Annotated in this window: 21 protein-coding genes; 11 read left to right on the forward strand and 10 right to left on the reverse strand. The window is 71.2% G+C overall.

Annotated elements, in window-relative coordinates; translation table 11 throughout:
• Positions 1-16 precede the first annotated feature (16 nt).
• Positions 17-814 carry a Rossmann-fold NAD(P)-binding domain-containing protein gene (locus L3Q67_RS34050; protein ID WP_499185512.1) on the forward strand — a complete coding sequence of 266 codons (798 nt, stop codon included), beginning with the start codon at positions 17-19 and terminating at the stop codon, positions 812-814.
• Here L3Q67_RS34050 and L3Q67_RS34055 read toward each other — a convergent pair.
• Positions 794-1,408 (reverse strand): TetR/AcrR family transcriptional regulator, encoded by a 615-nt coding sequence (locus L3Q67_RS34055; protein WP_499185513.1) that lies wholly within the window; start codon positions 1,406-1,408, stop codon positions 794-796. The two genes, L3Q67_RS34050 and L3Q67_RS34055, sit on opposite strands and share 21 nt — an antisense overlap.
• Before the next feature lie 74 nt (positions 1,409-1,482).
• Between L3Q67_RS34055 and L3Q67_RS34060 the strand changes: the two genes are divergently transcribed.
• Positions 1,483-2,829: an MFS transporter gene (locus tag L3Q67_RS34060; RefSeq protein ID WP_499185514.1), complete on the forward strand. Its 1,347-nt coding sequence runs from the start codon at positions 1,483-1,485 to the stop codon at positions 2,827-2,829.
• On the opposite strand, the gene L3Q67_RS34065 is transcribed toward L3Q67_RS34060, so the two are convergent.
• From L3Q67_RS34065 to L3Q67_RS34075, 3 genes are all read right to left on the reverse strand, one after another.
• Positions 2,800-3,468, reverse strand: a complete 669-nt coding sequence (locus tag L3Q67_RS34065; protein ID WP_499185515.1) for an alpha/beta fold hydrolase — start codon at positions 3,466-3,468, stop codon at positions 2,800-2,802. The genes L3Q67_RS34060 and L3Q67_RS34065 overlap by 30 nt on opposite strands.
• A gap of 63 nt (positions 3,469-3,531) precedes the next feature.
• Positions 3,532-4,764, reverse strand: a complete 1,233-nt coding sequence (locus L3Q67_RS34070) for an RNA polymerase sigma factor (protein ID WP_499185516.1) — start codon at positions 4,762-4,764, stop codon at positions 3,532-3,534.
• The gene (locus L3Q67_RS34075; RefSeq protein ID WP_499185517.1) at positions 4,761-5,126 is read right to left on the reverse strand and encodes a YciI family protein; all 366 of its coding nucleotides are present in this window, start codon (positions 5,124-5,126) and stop codon (positions 4,761-4,763) included. Before L3Q67_RS34075 ends, L3Q67_RS34070 begins: the two co-directional genes overlap by 4 nt.
• A gap of 108 nt (positions 5,127-5,234) precedes the next feature.
• On the opposite strand from L3Q67_RS34075, the gene L3Q67_RS34080 reads away from it, so the two are divergent.
• Positions 5,235-6,056, forward strand: coding sequence for an alpha/beta fold hydrolase (locus tag L3Q67_RS34080; protein ID WP_499185518.1), 822 nt, complete (start codon positions 5,235-5,237; stop codon positions 6,054-6,056).
• On the opposite strand, the gene L3Q67_RS34085 is transcribed toward L3Q67_RS34080, so the two are convergent.
• Positions 6,049-6,996: a helix-turn-helix transcriptional regulator gene (locus tag L3Q67_RS34085; RefSeq protein WP_499185519.1), complete on the reverse strand. Its 948-nt coding sequence runs from the start codon at positions 6,994-6,996 to the stop codon at positions 6,049-6,051. The genes L3Q67_RS34080 and L3Q67_RS34085 overlap by 8 nt on opposite strands.
• 86 nt (positions 6,997-7,082) lie before the next feature.
• Between L3Q67_RS34085 and L3Q67_RS34090 the strand changes: the two genes are divergently transcribed.
• The 4 genes from L3Q67_RS34090 to L3Q67_RS34105 are packed head-to-tail and all read left to right on the forward strand — an operon-like array spanning position 7,083 to position 9,480.
• A complete protein-coding gene (locus tag L3Q67_RS34090) occupies positions 7,083-7,481 on the forward strand; it encodes a VOC family protein (RefSeq protein WP_499185520.1) in 399 nt (132 codons plus the stop codon).
• Entirely contained in the window at positions 7,478-8,047 is a 570-nt protein-coding gene (locus tag L3Q67_RS34095; RefSeq protein ID WP_499185521.1) for a YdeI/OmpD-associated family protein, read from the forward strand. Before L3Q67_RS34090 ends, L3Q67_RS34095 begins: the two co-directional genes overlap by 4 nt.
• Positions 8,048-8,059: 12 nt before the next feature.
• Positions 8,060-8,815: a putative protein N(5)-glutamine methyltransferase gene (locus tag L3Q67_RS34100; protein ID WP_499185522.1), complete on the forward strand. Its 756-nt coding sequence runs from the start codon at positions 8,060-8,062 to the stop codon at positions 8,813-8,815.
• Positions 8,816-8,826: 11 nt separating this feature from the next.
• Positions 8,827-9,480 (forward strand): class I SAM-dependent DNA methyltransferase, encoded by a 654-nt coding sequence (locus L3Q67_RS34105; RefSeq protein ID WP_499185523.1) that lies wholly within the window; start codon positions 8,827-8,829, stop codon positions 9,478-9,480.
• On the opposite strand, the gene L3Q67_RS34110 is transcribed toward L3Q67_RS34105, so the two are convergent.
• Positions 9,441-10,280 (reverse strand): class I SAM-dependent methyltransferase, encoded by an 840-nt coding sequence (locus tag L3Q67_RS34110; RefSeq protein ID WP_499185524.1) that lies wholly within the window; start codon positions 10,278-10,280, stop codon positions 9,441-9,443. The genes L3Q67_RS34105 and L3Q67_RS34110 overlap by 40 nt on opposite strands.
• A 754-nt stretch (positions 10,281-11,034) precedes the next feature.
• On the opposite strand from L3Q67_RS34110, the gene L3Q67_RS34115 reads away from it, so the two are divergent.
• Together L3Q67_RS34115 and L3Q67_RS34120 are read left to right on the forward strand one after the other, a co-directional pair.
• Positions 11,035-11,397: a hypothetical protein gene (locus L3Q67_RS34115; RefSeq protein ID WP_499185525.1), complete on the forward strand. Its 363-nt coding sequence runs from the start codon at positions 11,035-11,037 to the stop codon at positions 11,395-11,397.
• Between the two features lie 12 nt (positions 11,398-11,409).
• Entirely contained in the window at positions 11,410-12,396 is a 987-nt protein-coding gene (locus L3Q67_RS34120; RefSeq protein WP_499185526.1) for a tyrosine-type recombinase/integrase, read from the forward strand.
• Here L3Q67_RS34120 and L3Q67_RS34125 read toward each other — a convergent pair.
• Positions 12,386-13,147, reverse strand: coding sequence for an isocitrate lyase/PEP mutase family protein (locus L3Q67_RS34125; protein WP_499185527.1), 762 nt, complete (start codon positions 13,145-13,147; stop codon positions 12,386-12,388). The genes L3Q67_RS34120 and L3Q67_RS34125 overlap by 11 nt on opposite strands.
• The gene (locus L3Q67_RS34130) at positions 13,144-13,671 is read right to left on the reverse strand and encodes a hypothetical protein (RefSeq protein WP_499185528.1); all 528 of its coding nucleotides are present in this window, start codon (positions 13,669-13,671) and stop codon (positions 13,144-13,146) included. The genes L3Q67_RS34125 and L3Q67_RS34130 overlap by 4 nt, the downstream gene beginning before the upstream one ends.
• Before the next feature lie 66 nt (positions 13,672-13,737).
• On the opposite strand from L3Q67_RS34130, the gene L3Q67_RS34135 reads away from it, so the two are divergent.
• Entirely contained in the window at positions 13,738-14,445 is a 708-nt protein-coding gene (locus L3Q67_RS34135) for an ArsR/SmtB family transcription factor (protein WP_499185529.1), read from the forward strand.
• Here L3Q67_RS34135 and L3Q67_RS34140 read toward each other — a convergent pair.
• On the reverse strand, positions 14,429-14,791 hold the full coding sequence (locus L3Q67_RS34140) for a DUF1761 domain-containing protein (RefSeq protein WP_499185530.1): 363 nt from the start codon (positions 14,789-14,791) through the stop codon (positions 14,429-14,431). The genes L3Q67_RS34135 and L3Q67_RS34140 overlap by 17 nt on opposite strands.
• A gap of 267 nt (positions 14,792-15,058) precedes the next feature.
• Here L3Q67_RS34140 and L3Q67_RS34145 point away from each other — a divergent pair, with 267 nt between their 5' ends.
• Entirely contained in the window at positions 15,059-15,763 is a 705-nt protein-coding gene (locus tag L3Q67_RS34145) for a S1 family peptidase (protein WP_499185531.1), read from the forward strand.
• A 69-nt stretch (positions 15,764-15,832) separates the two neighbouring features.
• Here L3Q67_RS34145 and L3Q67_RS34150 read toward each other — a convergent pair whose 3' ends face one another.
• Positions 15,833-16,165: a hypothetical protein gene (locus L3Q67_RS34150; protein WP_499191713.1), complete on the reverse strand. Its 333-nt coding sequence runs from the start codon at positions 16,163-16,165 to the stop codon at positions 15,833-15,835.
• Positions 16,166-16,268 lie beyond the last annotated feature (103 nt).

The following is a 16,268-nucleotide window of genomic DNA, read 5'->3' on the forward strand; positions in this document are numbered from 1 at the left end:
CTGGTGGGGTGGTCCCATGACGAACACACCGATTCTCGTGCTCGGCGGTCTGGGCAAGACGGGCCGCCGGGTGACCGGCCGCCTCGAAGCCCGCGGGCTGGCGGTCCGGCCGGTTTCCCGGTCCACCCCGATCCGCTTCGACTGGGCCGACGAGTCCACTTGGGACGCCGCACTGGCCGGCACCGGCGCCCTCTACCTCGTGCCACCGGCGGAACGCTGGGGCACCACGCCGATCGCGCGGTTGCTGGCCCGCGCCGGACAGCGCCGCGTGGTGCTCCTTTCGGCCAGGGGCGCCGATTTCGCCGGTGAACCCGTGCACGAGCGCGAGCTCCGGGAGAGCAGTCCGGAGTGGACGATCCTGCGGCCGTCGTGGTTCGCGCAGAACTTCAGCGAGGGCGAGTTCGCGGCGGGCATCGACGCGGGCAGGCTGGCCCTGCCGACCGGGGACGGCCGTGACGCCTTCGTCGACGCCGAGGACATCGCCGACGTCGCGGTCGCCGCGCTGACCGAGGACGGGCACGCCGGGCAGGTCTACGAGCTGTCCGGCTCGGAGCCGCTGTCCTTCCCCGAGGCGGTCGCGCGGATCGCCGAGGCGAGCGGCCGCCGGATCGAGTTCGCCCACTGCACCCCGGCCGAGTTCGCCGCGACCGTGCCCGGCCCGCTCGGCGAACTGCTGGCGACCCTGCTCGCCGGGGTCGCGCGGAACGTCGGTGACCACGTCAGCGACGGGGTGCGCCGCGCACTGGGCCGCGAACCGCGCTCGTTCGGGGACTTCGTCGCCCGGACGTTCGCCTCAGAGCCCGTCGAGGCCTGAGCGCAGCAGGCCGAACGCCTGATCGGCTTCGGCGGCGGCCGCGAGATAGCGCTTCGCGGCCGCCTCACCGGCGGTGATGTGCCGGTGGTTCTCCAGTGCGAGCAGGCGCTGCACGGTGACGATCTGCCCGGCGGCCAGGCGCGGCGCCAGCCCGCTGCGGCCGGTCACCTCGCGCAGCGCGGTGGTCAGCGCCTCGATGGAGTGGTCGTTGAACCGGGACATGCCCGCCACCAGCGCCGGGGTGTCGTAGATCAGCCGGTTGAGCGCGAGGACCTCGGGTTCGTCGCAGAGTCCGGTGATCGGGTCCCGCCGCTCCAGCCCGGACAGGAAGTGGGCGTGCAGCGCGGCCAGCGGCGGCTGCCCGGCCGCGGCGCGCACCACGTCGGCGGCTTCCTCGCGGTGATCGGCCAGCCGGTCGATCACCAGGTCCTCCTTGGCGGGGAAGTACTTGAACAGGGTCGGCTTGGACACCTCCGCGGCGGCGGCCACCTCGGCCACCGAGACCCGATCGAAGCCGGAGCCGAGGAACAGCGAGATCGCCGCATCCGAGATCGCCTGGCGTGTGCGCAGCTTCTTCCGCTCCCGAAGGCTCATGGGCGCATGCTAGCCCTCCATTGCCCGAGTTTAAAACTTGACCGAGTTAACTTTTGTCTGCCAGTCTCCACGCCATGACCACGACCCCCGCCCGCACCACCCGGTGGCCGGGCTTCGCCCTGCTCTGCACCGCCCAGCTGATGGTGCTGCTCGACACCACGATCGTGAACATCGCCCTGCCAGCCGCCCAGCACGACCTGGGCCTGTCCGACACCGACCGGCACTGGATCGTCACCGCCTACCTGCTCGCCTTCGGCGCCCTGCTCCTGCCCGCCGGACGGATCTCCGACGCCATCGGCCGCCGCCGCGCCCTGCTGATCGGCGTGCTCGGCTTCGGCCTCGCCTCGGCCGCCGGGGGAGCCGCGCTCAACGGCGGCCTGCTCATCGGCGCCCGCGCCGCCCAAGGCGCCTTCGCCGCACTGCTCGCCCCCACCGCGATGGCCCTGCTCACCGCGTTGTTCACCGACCCGGCCGAACGCGGCCGCGCCTTCGGCCGGTTCAGCGCGGTCGTCGGCGCCGGGGGAGCGGCGGGCCTGCTCGCCGGCGGGCTGCTCACCGCGGCACTGGACTGGCGCTGGTGCCTCTACGTCAACGTGCCCATCGCCGCGGTGGCCGCCACGCTCATCCCCGCCCTGCTGCCCGAAACCCCACGCCACCGGCTGCGCCTGGACCCGCTCAGCACCGCGCTCGGCGTCACCGGCGCCGCGGCACTGGTCTACGCGACCACCGGCGAACCGCTCTGGCTCCTGCCCGCCGCCGTGCTGCTGGGCACGTTCGCCCTGCGCCAGGTCAAGACCGCCCATCCGCTGCTGCCGCCCCGCCTGCTCACCGACCGCCGCCGCCTCGGCTCGCTCACCGCGATCGCCACCACGATGGCCGCGATGTTCGGCACCATGCTCGTGCTCACCTACCAGCTGCAGGAAGTGCTCGGCTTCGACCCGCTGCGCACCGGACTGGCCATCCTGCCCGGCACCGCGGTCACCGTGCTCACCGCCTCGCAGCTCTCCGGGCGCCTGATGACCAAGCTCAGCCCGCGCCTGCTCATCGTGCCCGGCATGCTGGTCACCGCCGCCGGGCTGGCACTGCTCACCCAGCTCACCCCGGACAGCACCTACACCGGCGGCATCCTGCCCGCGCAGCTCGTCTTCGGCCTCGGCACCGGGCTGGTCATGTCCCCGAGCATGAACGCCGCGCTCACCAGCGCCGCCCCCGCGGACACCGGGACCGTGTCGGCCCTGCTCAGCACCGCCCAGCAACTAGGCGGCTCGATCGGCATCGCCGTGCTCAACGGCATCGCCACGGCCGCCGCCGGGGGAGCGACCCTCGCCGCCCAGGTCCACGGGCACGCGATCGCCGCCGCCGCGGCCGCGGGCCTGATGCTCGCCGGGGCACTACTGAGCGGGCTGCTCCTCGGCCGTTAGGTAGGCGTCCAGCCGCACGGCCAGCTCCTTCGGCCGGGACAACGGCACGCTGTGGCTCCCGTCGATCACGTCGGGCTCCATCCCGAGCCGTTCCCGCGCCACGCGCCGCAGGAACTCCAGCGGGAAGAACCGGTCGTCCCGGCACGCCAGCAGCCGGGTCGGGACCTCCGGCCACCGCGCGAGCGGCCACGGCCTGCCCAGCGAATCACCCGACTGCGGCCGCCCCTTCGCCAGCGCCTGCTCGGCCAGCTCCGGCGGCACGTCGTGCAGGAACGCGCCGATCGGGTCCGCCTCCATGTCCACAGTGGACTTGTGACCGGTGTTGGCCCACCAGTCCGAAGCCGGCTCACCCGGCCGCGGGATCATGCCCGCCAGCAACACCAGCAACCGCACCGGCAGCCGATCGCAGACCAGGGGAGCGACCAGCCCGCCGAACGAATGCCCCAGCACCACCAGGTCCTCCCGCGCGCCCACCGCGGCCACCACCGCCTCGGCGTACTCGGCCAGCCCGTTCGCCCCGTCCTCGATGGGCAGATCCGGGGCCACCACATCGTGTCCCAGCGCCCGCAACTCCGGCTCGAGCAGGTGGAAGTCCCAGCCGCTGCCGCCGCCACCGTGGATCAGCACAAAGGTCGCCATCCGTCCTCCTCGTCGTGGTTTCACCCACCGACGAACAGCTCCGGCCCGGACCGACACCCGCGGTCAGGAAACTTCCGCGAGCCGCTTCTCCAGGTAGCGCCGCTCCGCGTCGGTCGCCGCCAGCTCCAGCGCCTCCCGGTAGGCCACCGCCGCCTCACCCGCGCGCTCCAGCCGCCGCAGCAGATCCGCCCTCGCCGCGGGCAGCAGGTGGTACCCGGCCAGCTGCCCGCCCCCGGCCAGCTCGTCCAGCAACAGCAACCCGGCCTCCGGGCCCTCCGCCATGCCCACCGCGACCGCCTGGTTCAACCGCACCACCGGCGAAGGCACCACCCGCGCCAGCCGCTCGTACAACGCGGCGATCTGCGCCCAATCGGTGTCCTCCGCCTTCGAAGCCGTCGCGTGGCAGGCCGCGATCGCCGCCTGCAACTGGTACGGCCCCGGCTGCCGCCGCCGCAACGCCGACTCCAGCAGCCGCGTGCCCTCCTCGATCGCCCCGGCGTCCCAGCGCGAACGATCCTGGTCCTCCAGCAACACCAGCTCACCCGCCTCGTCCAGCCGCGTCTCCCGCCGCGCGTCGTGCAACAGCATCAACGCCAGCAACCCCAGCGCCTCCGGCTCGTCCGGCATCAACCCGGCCAGCACCCGCGTCAGCCGGATCGCCTCCGCGCTCAGGTTGCGCCGCACCAGATCCGCACCCGCCGACGCCGAATACCCCTCGTTGAACAACAGGTACAGCACCCCGAGCACCGCGTTCGTCCGCGACGGCAGCAAGTGCGGCGGCGGCACCCGGTAGGGGATCCCGGCGTTGCGGATCTTCCGCTTCGCCCGCACCAGCCGCTGCGACATCGTCGCCTCCGGCACCAGGAACGCCCGCCCGATCTCCGCCGTGCTCAACCCCGCCAGCGTGCGCAACGTCAGCGCCACCCGCGCCTCGAACGGCAACGCCGGGTGACAGCAGGTGAAGATCAACCGCAACCGGTCATCGGGCACCCCGCTCTCGTCCGGCTCCCGGGCCTCCGGCGGCGGCAGAGCCGCCAGCTCCCGGAGCTTGGCCGCACCCACGGCCTCACGCCGCAGCACATCGATGGCCCGGTTGCGCGCGGTCGTGGTCAGCCACGCACCCGGCTTGCGCGGGATCCCGTCCCGCGGCCAGCGGCGCAACGCCGTGGAGAACGCGTCCTGCGCGCACTCCTCGGCGAGATCCCAGTCACCGGTGACCCGGATCAGCGTGGCCACCACCTGGCCCCACTCCTCCCGGAACGCCGCCGCGACCGCCGCCTGGACCTCGGCGCTCACCGGGGCAGGTCAGGCACGTCCGCCGGGTCGAACACCGGCCGCACCTCGATCATCCCGAACCGCGCCACCGGATGCGCCGCAGCCACCGACACCGCCTCGTCCAGATCGGCGCACTCGATCATGCTGTACCCGCCGACCTGCTCCTTCGTCTCCGCGAACGGACCGTCGGCCAGCAGCACCTCCCCATCGCGCACCCGCAACGTGGTCGCGTCCTCGGCCGGGTGCAGCAACTCACCCCCGAGCAACACCCCGCGCCGGGTCATTTCCTCGATCCACGCCCGCACGTCCTCACTCCGGCACACCTGCGCCGAAGTCTCCTCCGCACCGGTGTCCTCCCCGCCGATCAACAGCACGTACTTCACCCCGCGCCCTCCCTTCCGATCGGGCACATCATCGCCCACGATGTGTCTGTCCGCGCGCACCTCGGACGTCGGGGAGTCGAGAAGCCCACCACCGACGAAAGGCACACCATGTCCCACACCCTGCAGGTCCCTGGCGCCACCCTCCACTACGACGTTCAGGGCAGCGGCCCGGCCTTGCTCTGCATCCCCGGCGGCCCCGCCGACGCCGGCTCGTTCACCACCTTCGCCCCCGAACTGGCCACCGACCACACCGTGATCACCTACGACCCCCGCGGCCTGTCCCGCAGCGCCATCGACGGAGCACCGGGGGAGGACCTCGTCGGCCAGCACGCCGACGACGCCCACCGCCTGCTCGCCGAGGTCTCCGCCGAACCCGGGTTCGTCTTCGCCAGCAGCGGGGGCAGCATGACGGCCATGGAACTCCTGCGACGCCACCCCGGCCAGGTCCGCGCCGCGATCCTGCACGAACCGCCGACGACCTCCCTGCTGCCCGCCCAGGAGGACGAAGCCCGCCGCACGGCCGCCATCGACGAGGCCTACCGCACCGGCGGCCCCTTCGCCGCCATCGCCGAGTTCCTCGGAAGCACCGGCCTCGGCGACGGAAACAACGGCGGTCACGGCGACGGCGCCGAACCCACCCCCGAGATGCGCGAGCAGATGGCCGCCATGCGGCCCAACCTCGACTTCTTCTTCGCCCACCTGATGCACGCCGTCGGCGACTACCGGCCCGACTACACCGCCCTGCGCGCACTGGGCAACCGCATCACCGTCGCCATCGGGGAGGAGTCCCGCGGCCAGCTCGCCTGCGAGGCCGCCGTCGCACTCGCCGACAAGCTCGGCGTCGAACCCGCGCTGTTCCCCGGCGACCACGGCGGCTTCAACGAACACGCCGCCGCCTCCGCCGACCTGACCCGGAAGATCTTCAGCTAGGGCCGTACCGGCGCGCCAACTCCGCGCCGATCCTGGCCAGCTCCGCCCGCACCGGCTCCGACTCGACCACCTCCACCTGATCGCCCCACCCGGCCAGCTGCTGGGCGATCATCACCGGAGCCGGTGCGGCCACCCGGACCCGCGCCCGCCCGTCCACCGCCTCACCCTCCACGTGGCAATGCCTGCCGAAGTGCGACCGCAGCACGAACACCAACCGCGGCTCGATCAACACCGTCGCCGACACCAGCGACCGCTTGATTTCCACCTCGTCGACCACCCGCCGCCACGCCTCGCCCAGCTCGAAATCCGCCGGCCGCGTCGCGGGCTCCTCGGTCACCACCGCCTCGGCGATCCGATCCAGCCGGAACGTGCGCTGCCCGGCCTCCGTCCCGGCGATCAGGTACCACAGATCGTCCTTGTCGATCAGCCCCCACGGCTCCACCAGCCGCTCAGCGCGCTCCCGCCCCCGGCTCGTGTAGACCAGCCGCACCTTGCGCCGCCGGACCGTCGCCTCCTGCAGCAACTCCACCAGCGCCGGCCGCTCCCGATCCGCCTCACCCCAGCGCGCCGAATCGACGACCACCGCGCTCGCCGCCGCCTCCGCCTCCGCCCGGAACGTGTCCGGCAACGCCCGCACCAGCTTCCGCAACGCCGAACGCACCTCCGGCGACACCGCCGCCCCCGGACCCGCCAGCAGGAACAACGCCTGCGCCTCCACCGAGGTCAACCCACTCAGATCCGTCCGCGCCCCACCCACCAGCGACCAGCCCCCACCCCGGCCCGGCTGCGGGTACACCGGCACCCCCGCCGCCGACAGCGCCTCCAGATCACGCCGCGCCGTGGCCACCGACACCTCCAGCTCACCAGCCACCTCCGCCGCGGTCACCCGGCCCCGCGACTGCATCAGCAACAGGGTGGCCACAAGGCGATCAGCGCGCATGAACCGAGTCTGGCAAACAAAGTGCTCACAAGGTGCGCACTTTGACCGGAAGACTGATCCCCAACAGCACCGGAAAGGACCCGAAAATGCTCCGAGGACTCGCCCAATCCACCTTCTTCGCCGCCGACATGGACGCCGCCAAAGCCTGGTACACCGAACTCTTCGGCATCGATCCCTACTTCGACCGCATGCCCGGCTACATCGAGTTCCGCATCGGCGACTACCAGCACGAATTCGGCATCGTCAACGCCACCTACGCCCCACCGGGCGCGGTCCAGGACCGACCGGGCGGCGCCATCGCCAACTGGCACGTCGACGACATCGAAGCCGCCGTCGCCCGCCTGCTCGACCTCGGCGCCCAGGAATTCGAACCGATCACCGAACGCGGCCCCGGCTTCGTCACCGCCGCGGTCACCGACCCCTTCGGCAACGTGCTCGGCGTCATGTTCAACCAGCACTACCTCGACATCCTGGGGGAGAAGTGACCGAACTCCACACCGCCGACCCCGCCGCATGGCGCGACTGGCTCACCCGCAACTGCACCACCGCCACCGAAATCCAGCTCGTCATCCACAACCAGACCAGCCCCACCCCGAGCCTGCGCCAAGCCGAAGCCGTCGAAGAAGCACTCTGCTTCGGCTGGATCGACAGCAAATCCGTCAAACGCGACCAGCACAGCCGCTACCAGAGGTTCAGCCCCCGCAACCCGAAAAGCGCCTGGAGCCGGATCAACCGCGAACGCGCCGAACGCCTCATCGCCGAAGGCCGGATGACCCACCACGGCCAAGCCCTCATCGACCTCGCCAAGCACACCGGCACCTGGACCGTGCTCGCCGACGCCGAAAACCGCATCCTGCCCGCCGACCTCCGAGCCCGCTTCGACCACGACCCCACCGCCTTCGCCCACTACCAGGCCTTCCCACCCTCCTCCCAGAGCCGCATCCTCGGCTGGATCCTCACCGCCAAACGCCCCGAAACCCGCCGGCGGCGCATCGACCGGACCGTCGAACTCGCCGCGGCGAACATCCGCGCCAACCACCCGGAGGTGTAACGTCCCGGCATCGTGCACACCGTGATCACCCGGCTCCGGCGAGCGGGCTGCGTCTTCGCCGAGGACGAAGCCCGCCTGCTCACCGAAGCCGCCCGCACCCCCGCCGAACTCGACGACCTCGTCACCCGCCGCGTCGCCGGACTACCACTCGAGCACCTGCTCGGCTGGGCCGAATTCCACGGCCACCGCATCACCGTCGACCCCGCCGTCTTCGTACCCCGCCGCCGCACCGAATTCCTCGTCGACCAAGCCGCCGCACTCGGCGGACACGTCGTCGTCGACCTCTGCTGCGGCTCCGGCGCCGTCGGCGTCGCCCTCGCCGCCGAACTGGGGGACACCGAACTCCACGCCGCCGACATCGACCCCGCCGCCGTGCGCTGCGCCCGCCGCAACGTCGAACCCGCCGGGGGAGAGGTCCACGAAGGCGACCTGTTCACCCCACTGCCCGCACACCTGCGCGGCCGCGTCGACCTCCTCGTGGTCAACGCCCCGTACGTCCCGACCGACGCCATCGCGATGATGCCGCCCGAAGCCCGCGACCACGAACCCCGCGTCGCCCTCGACGGCGGCAGCGACGGAGTCGATGTCCACCGCCGCGTCACCGCCGAAGCCGCCCACTGGCTCGCCCCCGGCGGCCACCTCCTCATCGAAACCGGCGAAGCACAGGCACCCGTCACCGCCGCCGCGTTCACCGCCGGGGGACTGGCACCCCGCATCACGCACTCCGAAGAACTGTCAGGCACCGTCGTCGTCGGTGCCCTCCGCTAACGTCGGGCGCCATGACCGAACCCACCTACCTCACCGAAACCCGCGACGGCTACAACGCCATGGCCGCGGCCTACGCCGAGCACTTCGACGGCGTGCACGACACCGACACCCTCGGCCGCGCCATGCTCACCGCCTTCGCCGAACTCACCCGCGACCACGGTTCGGTCCTCGACGCCGGCAGCGGCCCCGGCTGGGTCACCTGGTTCCTGGACTCACTCGGCGTCAAGGTCACCGGCATCGACCTGTCCTCCTCGATGGTGAAGCTCGCCCGCGAGACCTACCCGGGACTGCGGTTCGACGAAGGCTCGATGACCGCACTCGACCAGCCCGACGACTCACTCGCCGGACTGGTCGCCTGGTACTCGATCATCCACATCGCCGCCGAAGACCTCCCCGCCGTCTTCACCGAATTCCACCGCGTCCTCGCCCCCGGCGGACACCTCCTGCTCGGCTTCCAGGTCGGCGACGACGTCCAGCACTACGACGAAGGCTTCGGCCACACACTCTCACTCGACTTCCGCCGCCTGCGCCCCGAACGCATCGCCGAACAACTGGGGGAGGCGGGCTTCACCGTGCAGGCACAACTGGTCCGCGCTCCCGCCGACGGCGAGCCGACGCCACAGGCCTACGTACTCGCCTCCACCAGCCAGGCCGCCGAGTCGTAACGAACCCCGTGCTCACCCAGGTGCGCGGCCAGATCCACCCGGAGCTCGGCACGCACCTGGGCCTGAGCCTCGTCCGGGAGATCCCGCACCATCCAGCCGAACTGCGCCTCGACGAACTCCGCCGCGTCCTCGGCGTCCCGCCCGAAGAACATCGGCTCACCGAGCCCGGCCGACCGCACACCGGTGAACCCGGCCGAAGTCAGCAACTCCCGCACCTGATCCGGATCGCCCAGCGAATTCGGATTCGGCTTCGGATTCGGCGTCGGGGGAGAGGCGGGTGATTCGCGCCCGGCCGAGAAGATCCGGCGGAACGTGCTCACCCACTCATTGCGCACCGACGGCTGCCAGGTCAACAACACCAGCCGACCACCGGGACGCAGCGCGGCGGCCAGATTGGCGAACGCCGCCTTGGCGTCGCCGAAGAACATCGCCCCGTGGCGGCTGATCACCACGTCGAACGAGTGCCGGGGGAAGGGGTACACCTGGGCATCCGCCTGGAGGAAACGCACGTTGGGCAACTCGGCTGCCCGCTCACGCGCCAACTCGATCATCTGGGAGGACAAATCCACCCCCCAGGCGTGCCCCTCGGGCGCCAGCTGAGCCGCTGCCCGCGTCATCTGCCCGGTGCCACACCCCACATCGAGCACCGCCGACGTCCGCTTGATCGCCGCCGCCTCGAAGAAGCGCTCGCGATACGCGGCCACACCATCGTCGAACCGGTCGGCGCGTTCCGCCCAGAACGCACCCTGATCACCGTCCCAAGCAGACAACTGCTCGGCATTTGAAGGATCCACACGCATTCGGAGCACCCTAACGGCCAAACAGTGCGGCGCCCACCCAAAAACCGCGGCGCCGGAGTCGATCGAACACACGGTCGATGAGCCGGGGGAGAACGCCTCAGGCGCGGACCCGCAAGGAACACAGTCCGGAGCTTCCGGCTGGCCGTCGAATCCGGCAAGCGACGCCGGAACGCGCCGACAACGCCGCACCGGACGCCACGCGTCAACTCGACACGACGGCGCGCTGGCTCTTATAGGGACCACCGGAGCATCGGGGAAGCTCCAGGCCCTTCCGGGGGCTGCCGACCATCTTACTTAACATAATGTCGCTTATCGGCGTTTGGATAACCTGGCTTAGGCCGCCCGAGAAGGGGTCTCCGGAGGTTTCGATCAGACGATGTTCGGTGCCCGCGAACGAGCCACCCGCCGCACCTCCGCGCCCGCCTATCGACCGGGCGCAGAGGCAGTCGCACCGGTGGCGGGCGGCCAGAGGGCCGCGGGCCCCCAGTGGAGAACGTCCGGGGTTACACCATCTCAAAACGTCACAGTGACGAAACTAGGTCGGTGGATCGTGTGTCGACAGCGACAAGATGCCGAAGTCGCCGGGCGCCTCCAGTCGCCCGGACTCCGTGGCAGGCGGTGCTCAACACGCGAACAAGAGCAAGGCGCGCCTGAGAGAACGTCCTGGGAGGTCTTCGGAGAGACACCGTCCCCCATAGGGCGGCAACCCCGCTCAGACCGCCGTTTCATGCATAATCGCCATTATGCATGAAACATGGTGAAAAGATCCTCGGTCATCGCCGATTCACTGACCCGCCTGCGCAGAACATTCCCATTGCCGCCGACTTCGGAGAAACGCCAGAATCCCGGAGTGAATGAACCGATGCCACCTCATCCTGATCCCCTCCCCGGCCACTCTGACTACCGATACGCGGAACTCCAGCGACTCGGCGACGCCGAACGTCATATGACTGCCGAACTCGTCAATACCCGCGCGGCCATAGCGCGACTGGTCACCGACCTGCTGCCGCAGCACGCTCCCCGCACGCGGATCGAGGAGGTCGTAGCGACCAGTGGCTACAGCCGCACCTTGATCGAAGCTCTCCGCAGCGGCAACCATCCCTGGGTGCGGCGATAAACTGTCGGTGTTGTGCGGTACAAGATCCACATGAGAGTTCTCGACGCCCAGCAAGCCTTCTTCGCCGCGCGCCGTCCGCGCAAGGACTCTCCGCACACCACTGCCGCGTACCGGCGGGATCTGGCGGGCCTCACTTCCCTGCTGGCCGAGGCCACCGGGCGGGCCGCTGAGGAGCTGCGCGTCGAGGAGTTGACGACGGCGTCGTTGCGAACGGCGTTCGGGGCGTTCGCCGACGGGCATGCCAAGAGTTCCGTGTTGCGTGCCTGGTCCACCTGGAACCAGTTCCTCACCTTCTGCGTGTCCGACGGGCTGTTGCCGGGAAATCCGATGGGTGCGGTGGCCCGCCCCAAGACCCCTCCCCTGGTTCCGAAGCCGTTGCGGGGTGAGGACACGCCGGAGAAGCTGCTCACGGCCGCGACCGAGGGCGCGCGGCAGGGCCGGGACCCGTGGCCGGAGCGGGACGTGCTGGTGATCGCGCTCGGTCTGGTGGCCGGGCTGCGGGCGGCGGAGATGCGGTCGTTGAGCGTGGAGTCGCTGATCGGGCGGTCCGGGGAGAAGCGGTTGCACGTCCAGGGCAAGGGCAGCCGGGACCGGTCGATCCCGGTGCAGCCGGTGATGGAGAAGATCATCGACGACTACCTCGCCTCGTGCCGCCGGAAGTTCCCGCACCTGCGGTTCAGCCGGTCGGCGCCGCTGCTGCGGGATCGTGCCGGGGAGCCGATCGGGCGTGGTGCGCTCGACTACCTGGTCAAGTCCTGTTATCGCGCGGCCGGGTTGCAGGATCGGGTGCCGACGGGGGCGAACCTGCACGCGTTGCGGCACACCTTCGCCACGCGGCTGGCCGAGGACGGTGCGACGGCCTCGGAGATCATGGCGTTGCTCGGGCACGCGAGCCTGGCGACCAGTCAGAACTACATCGAGGCGACGGGGCGTGAGCAGCGGGCGGCGGTGGCGAGCAACCGGACCTATCAGGCGCTGAACACCAGTTTCACGGAATGAACCGCTCGATGTCGCGGTAGCCGGGGATGTCGTCCGGGGCTTCTCCCCCGTCTCGGATCGAGCGGGCGAGGCCGGTGGCGGTGTGCAGGGCGGCGCGGTAGAGCAGGGAGCCGAGGCTGACCCGTGCGACGCCGAGGTCGCGGTAGTCCAGGTTCCGGGCGTAGAGGATGTTGAGTGGGACGGGGAGGCCGCCGGCGAGTGCGGCGATGTCGGCGCGGTCGGTGAGGCCGGGGACGAAGATGCCGTCGGCGCCCGCGGCGACGTAGCGCCGGGCTCGGTCGAGGACGCGGGCCAGGGGTGGTGGGTTCTCGGTTTGCCAGTGGGCGTCGATGCGGGCGTTGACGAAGAGGCCGGGGACGCGGGTTTTCACGGCTGAGACGAGGGCGGCGTGGTCGTCGGGTTCGGCGAGGCCGCCGGTGGGGCGGCTGTCTTCGAGGTTGATGCCCGCGGTGCCGAAGGAGGCGAGTTCGGCGGCCAGGTCGGCCACCTCCCCCGGGTCCTCGCTGAAGCCTGCTTCGATGTCGACGGTGACCGGGCCGGGCAGGCGGCTCAGGGAGCGGGCGAGTGCGACGGTTTCGGTGCGGGTCCGGCCGTGGCCGTCGGGTAGGCCGTGGGCGGCGGCGACGCCGAGGCTGGTGGTGCCGATGGCCGGGAAGCCGGCGTCGAGCAGGGCGGCGCCGGAGGTGAAGTCCCAGGCGTTGGGCAGCAGGAGCGGGGTTTCGGCGTGGTGGAGGGCGAAGAAGTCGGTCATCGGGTGGTCTCCAGTGCGGTGGCGAGGGCTTGGCCGGGGCATTCGTGGGGTCCGGCGCCGAAGCGCAGGCCTGCTGCGGTGAGGTCGAGTTCGAGGGTGGTGCCGTCGGGGGCTTGGCGGCGGGTGACGCGGACGGGTCCGGCGAGTCCGGCGCAGGCTTGGACGAGGATGCAGATCCTGGCGGCGGTGGGTTCGTCCCAGGTGCCGCCGCAGGCGTGGACGAGCCGGGTCAGTGCTTGTTCGGCGGTGGTGTCGGGGGTGAGGTGGGGGTGGTAGACGCGGGCGACTTCGGCCACGTCGGCGGGGTCCGCGGGGATGCCCACGGCTTGGGCGAGTGCGGCGATGGGGGTGGCCGGGTTCAGTTGTGCGGGGTCGATGTCGTCGAGCAGTCCGGTGATGAGGGCGCGGCGTCGGCGGTGTGCTTCGCCGTCGCTGAAGCGGGCGACGTGGTCGCGGAGCCAGCCGATGGGGCCGGGGTCGTGGTTGGGCGGCATGGGGAGGTTGAGCGCTTCGGTGATCTGCACGGGGGTCAAGTTAGGTGGTGGTTGTTTCGGTGGGGGCCGAAGTGTGGTGGGGGCAGGATGGGTGGCATGACTGCGTCCAGTGGGGAGTTGGCCGGGTTGGCGGGTCTGCTCGCCGATGGCACGCGGGCGGCGTTCTGCCTGGCGTTGCTCGATGGGCGGGCGTGGACGGCGGGTGAGCTGGCCGCGCACGCGGGGGTGGCGCCGTCGACGGCGAGTGAGCACCTGCACCGGTTGATCGAGGGTGGGTTGCTGGTGCAGCGGCGGCAGGGGCGGCACCGGTACGTGCAGCTGGCGGGGCCGGAGACGGCTCGGTTGCTGGAGGATCTGGTGGGCTATCTCGGGCCGCCGCGGGCGCGGGAGCGGACGTTGCGGGCGTCGGCCGCGTCGGCGGCGATGGCGCGGGGGCGGACTTGTTACGACCACCTCGCCGGGGAGCTGGGGGTGGCGATCAGCGATGCGATGACGGGCCGGGGGTTGCTGACGCAGGCGGACGGGTTCGCGTTGACCTCGTCGGGGGTGGCGTGGTTCGAGGGTGAGCTGGGTGCCGATGTCGCGGCGTGGCGTTCGGCGCGGCGGCCGGTGGTGAAGGCGTGCCTGGATTGGACGGAGCGGCGGTCGCACCTGGCGGGGGCGGCGGGGGCGTTCGTGTGCGTGTACCTGCTGGATCGGGTGTGGGTCAAGCGCATCGGATCCGGCCGGGCGGTGCGGGTGACGCCGGCCGGGACCGATGCGCTGCGGGAGTTGCTGGGGTTCCGGTTCACCGCCAGAGGCTGACGATGGTGGTGAGCAGGAGGAGTTTGAGCAGCCAGTCGCCGGCGTGGCCCGCGGCGATGCGCCAGGCGACCTTTTCCCAGAGCACGGAGCCGGAGAGCAGGACGGCCGGGAAGCCGGTCCAGAGCACGAGTGCGAGGATCAGTGCGGGGCCGAAGCGCAGGTCGAAGTGGGTGACCAGGCCGGCGAGCACGAGGCTGAGGGTGGCGCTGCGCAGGAGTTCGACGGCGATCTGCCAGGGCCGGGTTTCGCCGGCCTGGGTGCCGAGGACGGCGTAGTAGGCGGAGCTGGCGATGAGGGCCGTGACGGTGGCGGTGAGCACGGCGAGGTAGTTGATCTCGGTGAGCACGGGGTCTCCCCTGGTTCCGGGCGCCTCGGGTGGGTGCCTTCGTCAGGGACGTAGGTGCCGCGTGCCGGATTTCGACATCGGCACTACTGAGTAAATCGGTCGTGGGTCGGCGGGGGCCTTTGTGTAGGTAGTGAAACCCCCGCCATCGGTAGGCAACCACGCCACCACCCGACCTTCGTCGGTACTGGCGGGTGGCCCGGCTGCCCGATTCTCGGCGCAGCCACCGGACTCCCGATGGCTTCCCCGGTTCCCCGAAAGGACCTCGACGTGAGCCGAGTCCGTACCTTTGGCGCCGTCTGCGCCGCCACGGCCACCCTCGCCATGACCCTGCTCGCCGGCGGGACCGCCACCGCGGGCGGTGCGCAGCCGGACATCGTCGGCGGTGGGACCGCCCCGTCCGTGCCGTGGGGGGCGCAGGTCTACGTCAACGGCAGCTTCAACTGCTCGGGCACGATCATCGCGGCCCGGTGGGTGCTCACCGCGGAGCACTGCCTGGGTAGCTCGATGAGCGTGCGGGTGGGCAGCAACACCCTCGGTGCGGGTACGCAGGTCAGTGTGGACCAGCAGCGGGTGTCGCCGGTCGGGGACGTGGCGCTGCTGCACCTGACCAGGGCGGTCAACACCACCTACATCACGCTGGGCAACGCGGACCCGGCGGTGGGTTCGACCAACCAGATCTACGGCTGGGGCCGCACCACGCCGACGGGTCCGGCTTCGTCGGTGCTGAAGACGGCCAACGTGCAGGTCACCGGGCGGTCGACCGATGCCTACGGTGGTCCGGCGATCCAGAGCCGGGGTATCAACGGTGCGGCGTGGAAGGGCGACTCGGGCGGCCCGCAGGTTTCGGGCGGTCGTCAGGTGGGGGTGGCCTCGACGGTGCAGAACCAGGGTGGCAGCAACCCGACCGGGACGAACAACTACGCGAGTGTGGCGAGCAGCCGGTCCTGGATCAGCCAGACGGCCGGCGTGTGACCCCCGGCTGTGCCCGTGGCCGACCGCGGCTGCGGGCACAGCCGGTTCCAGTGCGGTTTCAGCGGGGTTCTAGCGGAGTTGTTCGAGGTCTTTCGCGCTGCGGGCGATTTCCTGGGCGAGTTCGCGGAGTTCGGCGGTGGAGGCGCCGTCGTCGGCGGCGGTGACGATGTCTTCGGCGGCGCAGCGGAGTTGGAAGAGGCGGTCCTGCAGGTCGGCGATCTCGGTGTCGGAGAGGACGACGGCGTCTTCGGGCAGGCCGCTGCGCTGGAGGGCGGTGCGGCGTTCGTAGGCGCGCTGGCGGCAGGATTGGCCGCAGTAGCGGCGTCGTCGGCCGCGGGATTCGCCTTCTTCGAGACGTCGGCCACACCAGCCGCAGTGGGTGGCCGCGCCGGGCCGGCGCATCCGGCTCAGCTCTTCGCGGGTCACGCTGGGTTTCTCGGCCACCTCGCTCACGGGGTCGACCCTATCCGGTCATCCGGTGCTCACGCCGGGGCCACGCCGGGGA

The sequence above is a fragment of the Saccharothrix sp. AJ9571 genome (assembly GCF_021725495.1).
Taxonomy (GTDB): Bacteria; Actinomycetota; Actinomycetes; order Mycobacteriales; family Pseudonocardiaceae; genus Amycolatopsis; species Amycolatopsis magusensis.